Raw genomic sequence first — 13,901 nt, 5'->3', positions numbered from 1 at the left:
GGCAACCTGGAGCGAAGCGGAAGGTTGTCCAGCCGAAGGCGACATTGATTGAATTGTTAAGCATTTGATAGTTAGTAGTATATTGTTTTGATTGATTCAGTGGAAAATTCATTGCTTCTAACTAAATTTATTTTAAGCATGGAAATTAAGTCCAGACTAAGAAATGCATCCTTCTTAACAACCTCCTCACAATACATTGTATAAGCCACCCCGGCTTCAATAGTTGCTGTTAGCTCAGGAAAGGAATATGTAACTCCGTTTCCACACCTAAATACAAAACGATAATTTCCCGCTTGTAGTTGAATCGATTTATGGGACGCATTTATTGGGATAGGCTTGATTACTTTGATATTTTCAGTCGTATAAACCTCATGAACGTAGGCCAAGTGCTCATAATTGTTTTTCTCTGGTTTATACTGATTGATCGTTGCAAGTTTCGACTCTTCGACGAAAGAGGGATTGTATATAGCAGGAGCTTGAGCACATCCGGCAAGAAGTACAACCGTGAGCAAATATATAGCTTTCAATTTGATCTCCAATGGATGCTTAACATTTTAATTCTGTGCCGGCTCGGTTTGCTCGCTGGCGCCTAAATCAACATCTACAAGCTGTTGATTTACCTATTTAAATTTTTCGAATCATAGCATGGGCGAAGCAAAACGTGCGCGCTTGGTAGCTAGAACACGTGGTCTCAGTATCCTTTTTTCTAGATACGTAACTCATTGTTTTACCTAGGGTTATTTTTCGCGGTGGGTGGAAACCGTGCCGGCACGGTTTGTTTTCGAGCCAATTTTTCTGAAAACTACTAGTTTACTGTACAAAATCCCATTGATTTCTCTGAAACGGAATTTTGGTGTGGCACCTAAATTTTTGTCTGTTTTACAAACAAAAACGCCTACAACTATGTAGGCGTATATAACCGCGATTTAACAAATGACCTCAAGCGTTATTTACGCCCGTAGCTGAGCCAACTCTGCCTTACCCTTTTCCTCCGCCTCTTTTTTCATCACGCGAATGTGGGGCTGGCCGTTTAAGGTTTGAATGCCGTGCATTTCTAAATCTTTACGCTCGAACACATAGTTCGCAATGGCGGCTAGGATTTCAGCGCTCAGTTCTTGTCCCGGCACTACCAAGGGGATACCCGGTGGATAGGGCACGATTTCATCGCACACTACACGGCCCACTAAGGCGGACTTGCCGGCATCGGCGCTGAGCAATAATTTTTCGCCGTCGCCAAAATAGGCGGTGCGCGGTAGTACGCGGATGGCGCTAAGTGCGGGAATGGATTGGTGTTTGTATTGTATTGGCTTTCCCGGTGCGGATTGCGATAGCTTGTGCAGCGCCTGCTTCAGGCGCAGCACTTTACTTTCGGTAGTGCCAATGGTGACGAGCAACGTAATGGTGTTATGGGTATTTTTCTCCACCTGAATACCGAAGTCGTTAAATAATTCGGTTTGCACTTTCGGCGCCGATAAACCGGCACAGCCAACGTCGATGGTCACCTTGGTGGTGTCGAGTTTGATGTTGTCATCTTTTACTTCTTTATCGCACAGGTCTTGCGCGCCTAAAGATTTAAACGGCGTGTGCTGCTCCACATAGTCGCGAATTTCCTGCGCGAAATTTAGCGTGCGCGACAGCACTTCGAAGCCTTCGATACTCATTTGTTTGCGCGCCACATCTAGACTTGCAATCATGCCGTACTGCGGGCTGGTTGAGGTGTGCATGTTTAAGTCTTCGCGAAACCGCGGCGCATCGAAATCTTTTACCTGATTGCCGATGTGAATCATGCTGGCCTGCGAAAATGCCGACAGCATTTTGTGGGTTGAATGGGTGACAAAATCGGCGCCACACTCTAACGCCGTGGGCCGCAGTTCCGGGTGGAAATTGCCGTGCGCGTACCAAGCTTCATCAATCAGCACTTGAATATCGTGCTCGTGCGCGTAATCAATAATCGGTTTTAGATCGTAGCGTAAACCATCGTAAGTGCATGAGGTTAAAATCAACAACCGCGATTCCGGGTTGGCGTCGATGGCGGCGAAAATTTTTGCTTTCGAGACGGGGCCGTAAACGCCATAGGTTTGATTAACGGAAGATTCCAAATACACCGGCACCGAGCCACTCATGATCATGGCGTGGTGTACAGACTTATGGCAGTTTCGGTCGACGATGACTTTATCGCCATGGCGCATTAAGTATTGCAGCACCACTTTATTTGAGGTGGACGTGCCATTGGTGACGTAATAAGTGTGGCGCGCACCAAAGGTTTTCGCCGCTAAATTTTGCGCTTGGCGTATCACGCTCACGGGCTCCATAAGGGAGTCGAGATTTTTCACGCTCACCGACAGGTCGGTGTTGAACATGTGCTCGCCCATGAAGCGGTAGAAATCCACCACCCAGGGGCTGGAGCTGAGGCTATCGCCGCTGGAGTGGCCGGGGGTGTGCCAAGAGTCTTTGGCCGCGTACACATATTCTTTTAGCGCATCGGCAAAGGGCGTTGCCGTGCGCTCAAACAGTTCCCGCCGCAGGGTGCGATAGACCACGCCGTAGTTAGATTCGGCACGGGAGATCACGCCTTCAAAATCGGCGTCTTCATCGGGCATTTTACTGGTGGTGATGAGAATGCAGTCAATTTCAGCGCGGGTGGCGCGCACCAGGTCGTAACATTCGTCTAGGTGCGCCTCGCCCAAGCTGCCTTCGTCCAAGGCGATGATTTGCGTTGCTCCTTTATACAATTGTTCCTTTAACTGCTCGGCTTTGCAGTGCGAGAAGCGCAGGCGAATGGGCGAACTGGTATCGGCCTCGGCCACTTGTTTGAGCTCGCTCACCCAACGGTTACCAAAGCTCGTTTCTTCCGTTACCAGTACCACGCGGCAAATCGCCATATCTCTTTCCTCTTGGTTACAACCGTAAAATCACAGCATCAGGACGCCCAGCAGCACAAAACCCACAGTACTGATTAGCCCCGCCTGCCCCGCATAGGGTAGTTGGGTTTTTACGTGGTCGATATGTTCGGTGCCTGCGGCGAGGCTGGAAACAATGGTGGTATCGGAAATGGGTGAGGCGTGATCGCCGAAAATACCGCCCGAGAGCACCGCCGCCACAAACAGCGCCGGCTCGGCCCCAAGCGCCACGGCGACGGGTATGGCAATGGGCATCATGATCGAAAAGGTGCCCCAACTAGAACCCACAGAAAAGGCGATAACCCCAGCAATCAAGAAGATCACTGCGGGCAACAGCGCCACGGGAATCGTATCGCCCACCAAGCCGGCAACATAAACGCCCGTTCCCAGTGCCTTGGCTACCGTGCCCAAGGCCAGTGCCAGCACCAGCACGACAGCAATAGGCAACATCCGCCCCGCACCTTCGAGCCAAGTGTGCGACAGTTTTTCCAGATTGGTCTGGCGCTGCACCAAGGCCATCACCGAAATGACCATTAATGCCAACAGGCTGGCCCAAAGCACCGCGGTGGAACCTGAGCCGGCGAGCAGGTTGCCATTGCCGGTAAGCCATAAGCCTATGGGCATGGCCAACACTAGGGTCAGCACCGGCACCAACATATTGGCGGCTCGCGGCTGGGCTTGCGCGGCGGCTGGATCTGGTGCGGCCACCACGTCTAAGCCCACTAACTCACCGCGTTCGACCCGCGCTTGGGCCTCGGCCATGGGCCCTGGGTTGTAGTTGCGGGCAATGGTAAAGGCGGCCAACGCCACGGCGCTAATGGCATACAAATTCAACGGGATGCTGGCTAGCAGCACTTGCAGCGGATCTTCCACCCCCAGGCCTTCAAGCAAGCCCAAATTAAACGCGCCCCAGGCATTTAGCGGGATCAAAATACAAATAGGTGCGGAGGTTGAATCGATGATGTAGGCGAGCTTTTCCCGGGCAATTTTGTAGCGATCGAACAAGGGTCGCGCCACGGTGCCGGCTACCAAGACGGTGATATTAGATTCAATAAAGATGACCACACCGATACACCAGCTCAGCCACTGGGCGCGCTTGCCATTATTCACCCAGCGCGCGCGCTCGAGCCAAGCAACTAAACCGGTCACCGCACCACTGCGCTCAAGGGTGAGGATAAAAGCGCCCACCACCAGGGTAAACACCACCACCCGGGCATCGCCGGGGCTGGCCAGCACCGCAATGGAGGCCTCGATAGCTTGCGCCAAGGCAGCCAGTAAGTTGACATCATTGAGTAAGAAATAACCCAGCCAAATACCGGCGAATAGGGCCAAGTACACCTGTCGTGTCGCCAGCGCTAAACCGATGGCGAGGAACGGCGGCAAGAGCGAAAGCCAGCTTGGGTCGGTCATAAAATTTCCTGCATGCATTTATTATTGTGGAGTGAACACTGGCTGATGGGCCAAGGGTTGGCCTGCCAGCTCAGGGAGTTAGCGCTAACTAACTGCCGATTCTAGTAAAGTTAAACGCCCGGCATCGGCATCCAACTCTGCCAAAACGCCTAACGGCACGGTGGTTTGGTCCGCCACATGGCCGATCATGGTGCCACGCAGCACCGGAATTGCCAAAGCTTCACAGCGCGAGCGCAACACGTCCTCGATGCTAAAGCTGTTGCCGCTGGCCTTCGCCTCGGTGAACTTGCCGAACACAATGCCATTAAGCTGCTGCAGCTTACCGGCCAACCACCACTGGGTCAGCATCCTGTCTAGGCGATAGGGCTCCTCGCCTATGTCTTCTAAAAATAATATCGCGCCCTTCACCTCTGGTTCGAAGGGTGTGCCCAGCAAGCTGGTCAGCACGGTTAAGTTACCGCCCACCAAACGCCCAGACGCTTTGCCGCCCCGAATCACCGTCAGCCTATTGGCTTTATCTAAACGACCAGGGCGCGGTTCAAATTCCGGCGCCGCACCGATAACCAAGGGCTCGGTGAAACGGGCCGGTTGCAGCACTTTTTGAAATTCCGCGACGCTGTAATCGGTCAGCCCGTGTGCCGCCACGGGGCCGTGAAAGGTCACTAGCCCAGTCTGGCGCTGAAGCCCATTTAACAGCGCGGTAATATCGGAATAGCCAAGTAACACCTTCGGGTTCTGCGCGATGCGCCGGTAGTCGAGTAACGGCAACAATCGAGCCGAGCCGTAGCCACCGCGCAGGCAGAAAATGGCATCTACTGAGGGGTCGGCAAAGAAGCTGTTGATATCGGCGGCGCGCTGTTCATCTGAGCCCGCCAAGTATTGGTTTTTCTCAAACACATGCTTGCCCGCTTGCGCGTTAAAACCGAGCGAGCGAATAATATCTAAGCCGAAATGCACCTCGTCTCGCTCCGGCGCAGGGCTGGCGGGCGCCACTAAACCTACCGTCATACCGGCGCGCAGGGCCTTGGGTTTAAGCAGGGCTGGTGTTGTCTTCGCTCCGGCCCAGCCGCTGGCACCGACAGCGCCGGCGGCTAAAGCTAGCTTGAACAGAGCGCGCCTATGCATGTGTTATCCTCGGGTTTCATCGACGTTACAGGTGAAGGAGTGAGCGCCAATGCTGGCGGAGTCGCATCAATATTGCCCCTACTGCGCAGAGCCTATCACTTTATTGGTGGACATTAGCGAGGGCGATCAGGAATACATCGAAGATTGTGAAGTCTGCTGTCGCCCGATCAATGTCAGCCTGCAGGTGCATGCACAGGGCTTTTCACTCTACTTGGCACACGAGAACGAGAGCTGAGCGCAAAGGCTGAGAATTTTCTGGCTATTGCACCCTTTAACGGTGGATTATCCCAACCTCGTTCGTCTTAACCCCTAATCGCTTGGAATTTATTACGTTGACCGCGCAAACATCCCACAAAAGCCCAGCCCTCATTGTGCTCAGCCTGGCGCTGGTGATTGCCCTCATCGCCATCGCCGTCGCCATTTTTAGCGGCACCGATCACTACGAATTAGAAATTCCACTCGCCGATATTCAGGTGGACAAACCCTACTACGCCGACTGGCACGGCCAGCAAGTGTTAATCGTGCAGCCCAACCCTAGCTTGCTCGCCGACCAAGAGGACTCGTCCATTTACAAGAGCAAAGACGTAGTAGACCCACCCGAGCGCACCGGCCGCGATACCTTTAGCTACAAGGTATTTGTGTTCGATCGCAACCAGGGCTACTTAATGTTCGGCTACCAAAAATGGTACAACGCCATCGTGCCCTGCGCCTCCTTCCACTACATCAACCAAGCCTTCATGAACGAAGACAAGGTGGTGCAAGGCGGCTTTAAGTGCTCGCAAAGTCTGGATGAATTCTGGCAAGACAAATTGGTATTTAACCTGTTTGGCCGGGCGCAAAACCGCGAGGTGCCGGACATGTACGTGCCCTACTATCGAATCGTCGACGACAAATTAGTTGTGGGTTTAAAATAGCGCTCTTTTGCCGCGCTACCTAGGAAGCCGTTGATATGGAATATCAGTACAAAACCCGCGAGGTCACCCCCAACCCAAACAAAGCCTTTGCCATTGGCGATGGTCGCATCAGCGGTTATGCCTCGATCTTTTTAGGCGCCCTGAGCCTCGCGGCGGTATTGGCCTACCTGTTTCCCTCTTACCTCACCACCACCGAGTTGCGCGCCGCCTACGATGCTAGAGCTCTGCAAGATGTGCTCAAGTACGGCATGTATTTTTCACTGTTTTTTGGCGCTGTGACCTTCCTGATTAATAAACGCAAGCGCATGGGTGCCGTGGGCATAGCGCTAACGGGCGCCAGCTTCGCCCTCGGCGGCTATATGATTCCGGTGGGGCCGGTTGAGCCTAAGCCGCTATCGCTGGGTATCGATTGGCTTATTCTCGCGTTTTTAGGCTCCACTGTTATTTTTACCAGCTTGGAAAAACTCTTTCCCAAGTACAAAGAGCAAGTCATCTTGCGCGACGAGTGGGGCTTGGACTTTTTCTATTTTTGCTTTAATCACCTGCTCATTTCGGCGGTGATATTGGTGGGCAATTACGTGGTTAGCCACTTCCACTTTGCCGCCAATGCCGAAGTGCAGGCCGCCGTACAAGGCCTGCCGCTGATGGCGCAACTTGTGCTGTTAATTATCTGTGCCGATTTTGTCTTGTATTGGGAGCACCGCCTGTTTCACGAAGTGCCGAGGCTGTGGCCCTTTCATGCTGTGCACCATTCGGTGGAAACCATGGACTGGCTGGCCGGGTCGCGCAGCCACGTGGTACAAACCTTTATCGAGCGCTCGCTGGCTATGATCCCCTTGTATTTGCTCGGGCCCGATAAAGCCGCGCTGGATTTATACGTCACCTTTGCTGCGCTGCAAGCCATCGTCATTCATTGCAACCTAGGTATACCGTTTGGGCCGCTGAAGTATCTATTGGTGACGCCGCAATACCACCACTGGCATCACAGCTCGGAGCAACCAGCCATAGACACTAACTACAGCGCCCACACGCCGCTGTTTGATCGACTGTTTGGCACCTATCACATGCCCACTGAGCACTGGCCAGCGGAATACGGCACCACCAAGCGCTTGCCGCGCACCTTTTTTGGCCAGTTCTTTTACCCCTTTCGCAAAGACGTTTAAGCGCTTGCGAGCAAGGCCAGCGCTGCTGCGCCTTGCTACTCCCCCATTACCTTATCCAGCCGCCCGCCACAAATGCGCTTTCAATGTCGGCGTTATTTCAGGCATATTGGCAACTAGCCTGCATAAGGCTTTAGCCCCCGTGGGGCTGGTCTCGAACACACCTAGGGGTCAGATACCCAATCTGGTCATGTACGAAAGGCGCCACTGGCTCTACGCTATAGGGCTAGCGTCTGTTTCAATTGTTTCAGCTAACCAACGAATAGGCTTATGACACAACCCGTGACTCAAATATTCAAAGACCCACAAGCGCTGCGCGCCGCCATTCGCAGCAACCAGTTCAACGCCAATACCTCCGGCCAAGCGCCCGGCTTTGTGCAGTGTAATTTGGCCATATTGCCAAAAGACTGGGCCATGGAGTTTCTGCAGTTTTGCCAAAAAAACCCTAAGCCCTGCCCCTTGGTAGCCGTTAGCGATACCCCGGGCAACCCGATGATGGACAGCGCTGGGCAAGATATCGACATCCGCACCGACCTGCCCCGCTACCGCATCTGGCGCAAGGGTGAGCTGGTTGAAGAAGTGGCCGATATCAGCCAGCACTGGCGCGATGACCTAGTCACCTTTCTCATTGGCTGCTCCTTTTCCTTCGAAGAGGCACTGGTGGCCGACGGATTAGAAATTCGCAACATCAGCGAAAATAAGAACGTGCCCATGTACAACACCAACATCGCCTGCGCGCCAGCCGGCCGCTTCCACGGCAACATGGTGGTGAGCATGCGCCCCTTTGTGCCGGCCGATGCCATTCGCATGATTCAAATATGCTCGCGCTTCCCCTCGGTGCACGGCGCACCGGTGCATTTCGGCGAGCCCTCGGCCATTGGTATCAGGCTCATCAACCAACCAGACTACGGCGACGCCGTCACCTTTAAACTCGGCGAGGTACCGGTATTTACCGCCTGTGGCGTCACCCCTCAAGCCGCCATCATGCAGGCCAAACCGGATTTTTGTATTACCCACAGCCCCGGCTGTATGCTGGTAACCGACATTCCTAACGCCAAGCTTGCCATTCTTTAAGGCCAAGCCACATTCTTGGAAGCGCTATGACACTGCTACTTAATTGCGATTTAGGCGAGAGCTTCGGCTCTTGGACCATGGGTATGGACGAGCAGGTTATGCCCCATATCGACCAAGCCAATATCGCCTGCGGCTTTCACGCCGGCGACCCGCTGATCATGAGCAAAACCTTGAAGCTCGCCGCCGATAATCGGGTGATGATTGGCGCCCACCCGAGCTACCCAGATCTGGTCGGTTTCGGCCGTCGCTCGATGAATTGTTCGGTTGATGAAATGCGCACCTTGGTGCTGTATCAGTTATCCGCCCTCGATGGCATGGCGCAGAGCACCGGTCAGCAAGTGGAATACGTAAAGCCGCACGGCGCGTTATACAACGACATGATGGCCAACCCACTGGTGCGCGAAACCATGATGGAAGCCGTTGCAAGCTACTATCGCCCGATGCGCTTAATGCTGCAGGCCACACCGCAGGCCGACGAGCACCGCGCCGAAGCCGAGCGCCTTGGTATAGAACTGTATTTCGAGGCCTTTGCCGACCGCTGTTACGCCGACGATGGCAAACTGTTGTCGCGCACCAGACCTGGCGCCGTACACAGCAAAGCTAAAATGCTCGCCCAAGTACAACAGCTCAAAAATCACGGCACCATCACCACGGTGAGCGGGCACACCCTGACCTTGGTCGTCGACACCCTGTGCGTACACGGCGACAATTCCGAAGGTGTAGCGGCTATCGCCGACATCCGCGCGCTGCTGCAAGACTAGAGGCCGCCAATCACATGACCAAGCCCACGGCTGCGGATCAGCCACAACCTTTAGACATCTGCATTGCCGGTAGCAACGCGGTCATCGTCTACTTCGCCCACAGCATCAGCGAAGCCGCCGCCAGCCAAGTGGCGGCGCTTACCGCGCAGCTCAAGCGCGCGGCACCGGCTTGGCTGATAGACCTAGTGCCGTCTTATTCATCGCTGCTGGTGGTCTTTAACCCCTTAACCACAGATCCGCTGGCGGTGAAGCAAACCCTACGTGCCTGTGCCACCCAAAACACCGAAAGCCACCAGAGTAGCGATCAAATCGTGCGCCTGCCGGTTTACTACAGCGAGGCCTCTGGGCCAGACTTAGCCAACTTAGCCGAGCGCGCCAAGTTGAGTATTGCTGAGGTCATCGAGATTCACACAGCCAGCACTTACCGGGTTTACGCCATCGGTTTCGCCCCCGGTTTTGCCTATCTTGGCGAGGTGGATGAACGCATCGCCGCGCCGCGCTTGAGCACCCCGCGCACCAAAGTACCCAAGGGCGCCGTTGCCATTGCCGACCGCCAAACCGCGGTTTACCCGGCCGAGTCACCCGGCGGCTGGAACCTCATTGGCCGCTGCCCCACGCCCATGTTCAAGCCAACGGCCACGCCCACCATGCCCGTGCAGAGTGGCGATTTGGTGCAGTTCTATGCCATTGACGAGGCCGAATACCTAGCCTTAGGCGGCAAACTATGAGCGCCTTAAAGGTTATCCAGCCCGGCTTTTTAAGCCTTCTCATGGACGCCGGGCGCCTCGGCCAACACGGCCTAGGTTTAACCACCGGCGGCCCACTCGATGAGATCAGTTTTTACTGGGCCAACCGCCTATGCCAGAACCCGAATAACACGACGCTGATTGAAGCCAGCGTGGGCGGCCTAGAATTAGAGGCGCTTGCCAACACCAGCCTCGCGGTTACCGGTGCCAATATGCCACTAACCATCAATGGCCAAAGCAAGCCGCTCTGGGCAACCCACAGCGTTAGAACCGGCGACAAGATAAAGCTCGGCTTTGCCACAGCGGGCGCGCGCTGCTATCTAGCGGTGGCCGGCGGCTTCGATATCGAGCCACAATTTGGCAGCACCGCCACCGTGGTGCGCGAAGGCATTGGCGGGCTGAATGGCAAGGCCTTAGCCGCCGGCGATCAGCTCGCGTTGGGCCAAGCCGTAAACACGATAGACGACCAGTATTTAGCGCTAGAGGCCCAACCAACCTTCGCCTCGAACATCAGCGTGCGAGTTATTTTGGGTTACCAAGAACAGCATTTCAGCGCCGCGCAAAAGGCGTTATTTTTCAGCAACAGCTACGAGGTGAGCAACCAGTGCAACCGCATGGGTTATCGCTTAACCGGGCCTGCCATTAAATGCGAAATTGGCGGCATCGTCTCGGAAGGCATTTGTTTAGGTGCCATACAAGTGCCGGCCGATGGCCAGCCCATTGTGTTATTACACGATCGCCAAACCATCGGCGGCTACCCAAAATTAGGCGCGGTATTTAGCGGCGATTTATACAAACTCGGCCAGCTAATGCCCGGCGCCAATCTACACTTTGAAGCTATGGACATATACCAAGCGCAAGCCGAACTTCTACTCGAACAACGCAGGCGCGAACAACAAGCGCTCACCAAAGGCACACCATGACCGATCACGCTTTAACTCTGTCGCAAGCCATCGAAGATATGTTGGTGCGACGCAACCCGCGCGGCATGAAAGACTTGCAGCCTGCACTCACCGCAGGCTACTGCGAGCGCGCCGTGCAACTGATTCAGCAGGCTGCCGGCACGGTACTCATAGCCACCGGTTTTCCGGTGGTGGGCACCTTCGAAACCGACGGCCCCGTGGGCGCCATCGCGCTGTACGATACCTTGGCGCGCATTGGCTTAACGCCGGTGTTAGTGTGTGGCAAACCGCTATCGACTGAACTGGCAAAAAAATACCGTGTACATGAAATTTCGGTCGGTAAACCCGATGATTTACAGGCGCACGAAGCCAAGGTTTTAGCCGCACTCGATAAGCTCAAGCCGTCGCTCATTATTGCCATTGAACGCCCAGGGCTTGCGAAAAACGGTCACTACCACAACATGCGCGGCGAGGATATTTCCGCCGGTACGGCGCGCTTCGATACCTTTATCGAATTGGCCAACTGCCCCTCCATTGGTATCGGCGATGGCGGCAATGAAATTGGCATGGGCAATGTCTTCGACTTTTTATCCAAGCTCGACATAATTCCGGCTGCTACCAAAGTCAGCGAGCTAGTCATAGCCGACGTTTCCAACTGGGCCGCGCACGGTTTGATTGCACTTTTAGGTTGGCACAGAAAAGAAGATTTACTGGCCCACATCGACATGGTTGCCATATTGGAATACTTATCCGCCGGCAACAGCGTGGATGGCGTCACCCGTAAAAATGAATTAACCGAAGACGGACTCGCACCTGAAATTGGTTTGCAGTTGATTGCAGACCTGCGCAAGGTGACGGGGTTTATCTAGCTACAGGCTGCAAGGCGGATGGCCGCCCCCTACAAGCTACAAGCTACAAGCTACAAGCTACAAGCTACAAGCTACAAGCTACAAGCTACAAAATTTTATTGGAATCATAGGAATACATCATGTCCATCTGCTATTTAAACGGTGAATATTTACCCCTCGACCAAGCGCGCATCTCGCCCTTAGATCGCGGCTTTTTGTTTGGCGATGGTATTTATGAGGTCATTCCCTCTTACGGCGGCAAGCTGGTGGGTTTTGGGCCGCATATCGATCGCATGCAAGAGGGCATGGCGCTCATTGAAATTGGTTTCGATTGGGATCACGCGCAGTGGAAAGACCTGTGCCAGCAACTCATGGCAAAAAACGGCAACGGCAATTTAGGTATTTATTTACACGTGAGCCGCGGTGCCGATACCAAGCGCTACCACGCTTACCCAGAGGGTGTAGAACCAACGCTGTTTGCCTTTACCTTCGAAATTGCTCAACCACCGGTGGCCGACAAATCCAAAGCCAAAGGCTACAAAGTTTCCTCCACGGAAGATTTACGCTGGCGTCGTTGTCACATCAAGTCAACCGCGCTGCTTGGCAATGTCATGCACTTCCAAAAGGGTTACGCCGAGGGCAATAACGAAACCATTTTGTACAACGCCAACAACGAACTCACCGAAGCCAGTGCTTGCAATGCCTTTATTGTAAAAAATGGCGTGGTCATCACGCCGCCGTTAGACACACAAATACTGCCGGGCATCACCCGCTTAATGTTGCTGGATATTTTGCGCAAGTACACCGACATTAAGGTCGAAGAGCGTGTGGTCACCATGAAAGAAGTGGCTGCGGCCGATGAAGTGTGGATCACCAGCTCCTCTAAAGAAGTGGCCCCCGTCATTAGCGTGGATGGCAAAGCTGTGGGCACTGGCCAAATTGGCGACGTGTGGTTAAAAGCCCAAAAAGCCTTTGAAGCCCATCGTTACGATTATTAAGATTGAAGCTTACAGGATGGTAAGTTTACAGTTTACAGGACAAATCAAAAGCCGATCAGCTTTTCCTGTAAACTGTTAGCTGTTACCGCCTTGCCCCACTGCTGTCCCACAGTTATGTCGCGGGAGAGTTTGGTGCCCGTACTAGCGACCGTCACCCGCATGGATGCGGGTGTTGAGACTACATGGATGTATTCACGTCGTGTCGCTAGTGCGGGCACCAAACTCATGTCCAAGTATACGCCGAGATGTCGCATCTATTGTGAGGCTTAAAGCCTAATGATGGTCATATCGTTTTTGTGGGACAGCAGTGGCCTTGCCCTGCCTTTAAAAAACCCAAGCAATTAAAAACCACAGCACGCCGAAGAACGCAAAAAAACCCGCCAGCATAAATTGCAGCTCGCCGAGTAAGCCATCGCCTGCGGTAATAGCAAAAAACGCGAGCGTGATAACTGTTATAAAAAAAGAAATAATTGCCGATTGTTTAACACCAACACCCGGCTCCAATTCTGTTTGCACAAAATCACTGATCATCGGCACCATAAAAAATAGCGCTGCAGCAACAGCAAAAAGTATAATGACAATAAAAATGAGTAATTTTCTGGCTTCATTTTTGTCTTTGATATCTGATGTCATAACAATAGGCGCCTATCAGGTTAACTCGCGAAATTTGTTCGGCTCTGGAATACCGTCAACTTCAAATTCAGGGTTATCGCCTGCGGTAAATACCGTTATTTTTCCAACACCCGTAATGCGATTTAAGAAACTCTGGTAAACGCGCACCGAGCGAATACTAGCGATGCCTAGTTCAATACGCTCTTTACTCATCAGCCCGCGCTCAAGCACCACTTCATTATCGACAATTTCCAGCTTGGTGGATTTACACTTCACGTACCACACCATTAATATCAAGATACCCACGCCAACGGCGCACAACAACAGGCAGAGAATGAAGCTAAAGGGGCGAGCCTTAAACATGGCGGGATGAGCAGAAAATTTAGTGCCCGGCGCGGGAGCGTCACTCATGATAATTCCTTAAAATAGAAAGCAAAAATATAGGTCTACA

15 protein-coding genes are annotated in these 13,901 nt (G+C 53.3%); 9 read left to right on the top strand and 6 right to left on the bottom strand.

All coding sequences use genetic code 11. From position 1 onward, the window contains the following. Positions 1-71: 71 nt before the first annotated feature. The 4 genes from QWY82_RS04745 to QWY82_RS04730 form a co-directional block, all read right to left on the bottom strand. A complete protein-coding gene (locus tag QWY82_RS04745; protein WP_290260364.1) occupies positions 72-527 on the bottom strand; it encodes a hypothetical protein in 456 nt (151 codons plus the stop codon). Positions 528-950: 423 nt separating this feature from the next. Continuing rightward, entirely contained in the window at positions 951-2,882 is a 1,932-nt protein-coding gene (locus QWY82_RS04740; RefSeq protein ID WP_290260362.1) for an aminotransferase class I/II-fold pyridoxal phosphate-dependent enzyme, read from the bottom strand. A 30-nt stretch (positions 2,883-2,912) separates the two neighbouring features. Beyond that, positions 2,913-4,310, bottom strand: a complete 1,398-nt coding sequence (locus QWY82_RS04735) for a Na+/H+ antiporter NhaC family protein (RefSeq protein WP_290260360.1) — start codon at positions 4,308-4,310, stop codon at positions 2,913-2,915. Between the two features lie 84 nt (positions 4,311-4,394). Further along, complete coding sequence (locus tag QWY82_RS04730) at positions 4,395-5,435, bottom strand: S66 peptidase family protein (protein WP_290260358.1); 1,041 nt, start codon at positions 5,433-5,435, stop codon at positions 4,395-4,397. Between the two features lie 49 nt (positions 5,436-5,484). Here QWY82_RS04730 and QWY82_RS04725 point away from each other — a divergent pair, with 49 nt between their 5' ends. The 9 genes from QWY82_RS04725 to QWY82_RS04685 all read left to right on the top strand — a co-directional run bounded on the left by QWY82_RS04725 (position 5,485) and on the right by QWY82_RS04685 (position 12,838). Further along, a complete protein-coding gene (locus QWY82_RS04725; protein WP_290260356.1) occupies positions 5,485-5,670 on the top strand; it encodes a CPXCG motif-containing cysteine-rich protein in 186 nt (61 codons plus the stop codon). A 97-nt stretch (positions 5,671-5,767) separates the two neighbouring features. Continuing rightward, entirely contained in the window at positions 5,768-6,349 is a 582-nt protein-coding gene (locus QWY82_RS04720) for a hypothetical protein (protein ID WP_290260355.1), read from the top strand. A 35-nt stretch (positions 6,350-6,384) separates the two neighbouring features. After that, complete coding sequence (locus QWY82_RS04715; protein ID WP_290260353.1) at positions 6,385-7,512, top strand: sterol desaturase family protein; 1,128 nt, start codon at positions 6,385-6,387, stop codon at positions 7,510-7,512. A gap of 267 nt (positions 7,513-7,779) precedes the next feature. After that, positions 7,780-8,583 (top strand): putative hydro-lyase, encoded by an 804-nt coding sequence (locus QWY82_RS04710; protein ID WP_290260352.1) that lies wholly within the window; start codon positions 7,780-7,782, stop codon positions 8,581-8,583. 26 nt (positions 8,584-8,609) lie between these two features. Further along, a complete protein-coding gene (locus QWY82_RS04705) occupies positions 8,610-9,344 on the top strand; it encodes a 5-oxoprolinase subunit PxpA (RefSeq protein ID WP_290260350.1) in 735 nt (244 codons plus the stop codon). A 14-nt stretch (positions 9,345-9,358) separates the two neighbouring features. Continuing rightward, positions 9,359-10,072, top strand: a complete 714-nt coding sequence (pxpB, locus tag QWY82_RS04700; RefSeq protein ID WP_290260347.1) for a 5-oxoprolinase subunit PxpB — start codon at positions 9,359-9,361, stop codon at positions 10,070-10,072. Then, complete coding sequence (locus QWY82_RS04695) at positions 10,069-11,013, top strand: 5-oxoprolinase subunit C family protein (RefSeq protein ID WP_290260345.1); 945 nt, start codon at positions 10,069-10,071, stop codon at positions 11,011-11,013. The genes pxpB and QWY82_RS04695 overlap by 4 nt, the downstream gene beginning before the upstream one ends. Next, positions 11,010-11,861 carry a DUF4392 domain-containing protein gene (locus tag QWY82_RS04690; RefSeq protein ID WP_290260342.1) on the top strand — a complete coding sequence of 284 codons (852 nt, stop codon included), beginning with the start codon at positions 11,010-11,012 and terminating at the stop codon, positions 11,859-11,861. The genes QWY82_RS04695 and QWY82_RS04690 overlap by 4 nt, the downstream gene beginning before the upstream one ends. 119 nt (positions 11,862-11,980) lie before the next feature. Continuing rightward, positions 11,981-12,838, top strand: a complete 858-nt coding sequence (locus QWY82_RS04685) for an aminotransferase class IV (protein ID WP_290260341.1) — start codon at positions 11,981-11,983, stop codon at positions 12,836-12,838. 324 nt (positions 12,839-13,162) lie between these two features. Here the strand turns inward: QWY82_RS04685 and QWY82_RS04680 are convergent, their stop codons facing one another. Beyond that, entirely contained in the window at positions 13,163-13,471 is a 309-nt protein-coding gene (locus tag QWY82_RS04680; RefSeq protein WP_290260340.1) for a hypothetical protein, read from the bottom strand. A gap of 15 nt (positions 13,472-13,486) precedes the next feature. Next, positions 13,487-13,861 (bottom strand): PH domain-containing protein, encoded by a 375-nt coding sequence (locus tag QWY82_RS04675; protein ID WP_290260339.1) that lies wholly within the window; start codon positions 13,859-13,861, stop codon positions 13,487-13,489. Positions 13,862-13,901 lie beyond the last annotated feature (40 nt).

Source organism: Simiduia curdlanivorans (assembly GCF_030409605.1).
Classification (GTDB): Bacteria; Pseudomonadota; Gammaproteobacteria; order Pseudomonadales; family Cellvibrionaceae; genus Simiduia; species Simiduia curdlanivorans.
This window is presented reverse-complemented; position numbering and strand designations above follow the sequence as displayed.

Excerpts from the sequence above, each read along its gene's own strand:
- QWY82_RS04740 (WP_290260362.1), bottom strand. The coding sequence starts at position 2,882 with ATGGCGATTTGCCGCGTGGTACTGGTAACGGAAGAAACGAGCTTTGGT.
- QWY82_RS04735 (WP_290260360.1), bottom strand. The coding sequence starts at position 4,310 with ATGACCGACCCAAGCTGGCTTTCGCTCTTGCCGCCGTTCCTCGCCATC.
- QWY82_RS04730 (WP_290260358.1), bottom strand. The coding sequence starts at position 5,435 with ATGCATAGGCGCGCTCTGTTCAAGCTAGCTTTAGCCGCCGGCGCTGTC.
- QWY82_RS04725 (WP_290260356.1), top strand. The coding sequence starts at position 5,485 with ATGCTGGCGGAGTCGCATCAATATTGCCCCTACTGCGCAGAGCCTATC.
- QWY82_RS04715 (WP_290260353.1), top strand. The coding sequence starts at position 6,385 with ATGGAATATCAGTACAAAACCCGCGAGGTCACCCCCAACCCAAACAAA.
- QWY82_RS04710 (WP_290260352.1), top strand. The coding sequence starts at position 7,780 with ATGACACAACCCGTGACTCAAATATTCAAAGACCCACAAGCGCTGCGC.
- QWY82_RS04705 (WP_290260350.1), top strand. The coding sequence starts at position 8,610 with ATGACACTGCTACTTAATTGCGATTTAGGCGAGAGCTTCGGCTCTTGG.
- pxpB (WP_290260347.1), top strand. The coding sequence starts at position 9,359 with ATGACCAAGCCCACGGCTGCGGATCAGCCACAACCTTTAGACATCTGC.
- QWY82_RS04695 (WP_290260345.1), top strand. The coding sequence starts at position 10,069 with ATGAGCGCCTTAAAGGTTATCCAGCCCGGCTTTTTAAGCCTTCTCATG.
- QWY82_RS04690 (WP_290260342.1), top strand. The coding sequence starts at position 11,010 with ATGACCGATCACGCTTTAACTCTGTCGCAAGCCATCGAAGATATGTTG.
- QWY82_RS04685 (WP_290260341.1), top strand. The coding sequence starts at position 11,981 with ATGTCCATCTGCTATTTAAACGGTGAATATTTACCCCTCGACCAAGCG.
- QWY82_RS04680 (WP_290260340.1), bottom strand. The coding sequence starts at position 13,471 with ATGACATCAGATATCAAAGACAAAAATGAAGCCAGAAAATTACTCATT.
- QWY82_RS04675 (WP_290260339.1), bottom strand. The coding sequence starts at position 13,861 with ATGAGTGACGCTCCCGCGCCGGGCACTAAATTTTCTGCTCATCCCGCC.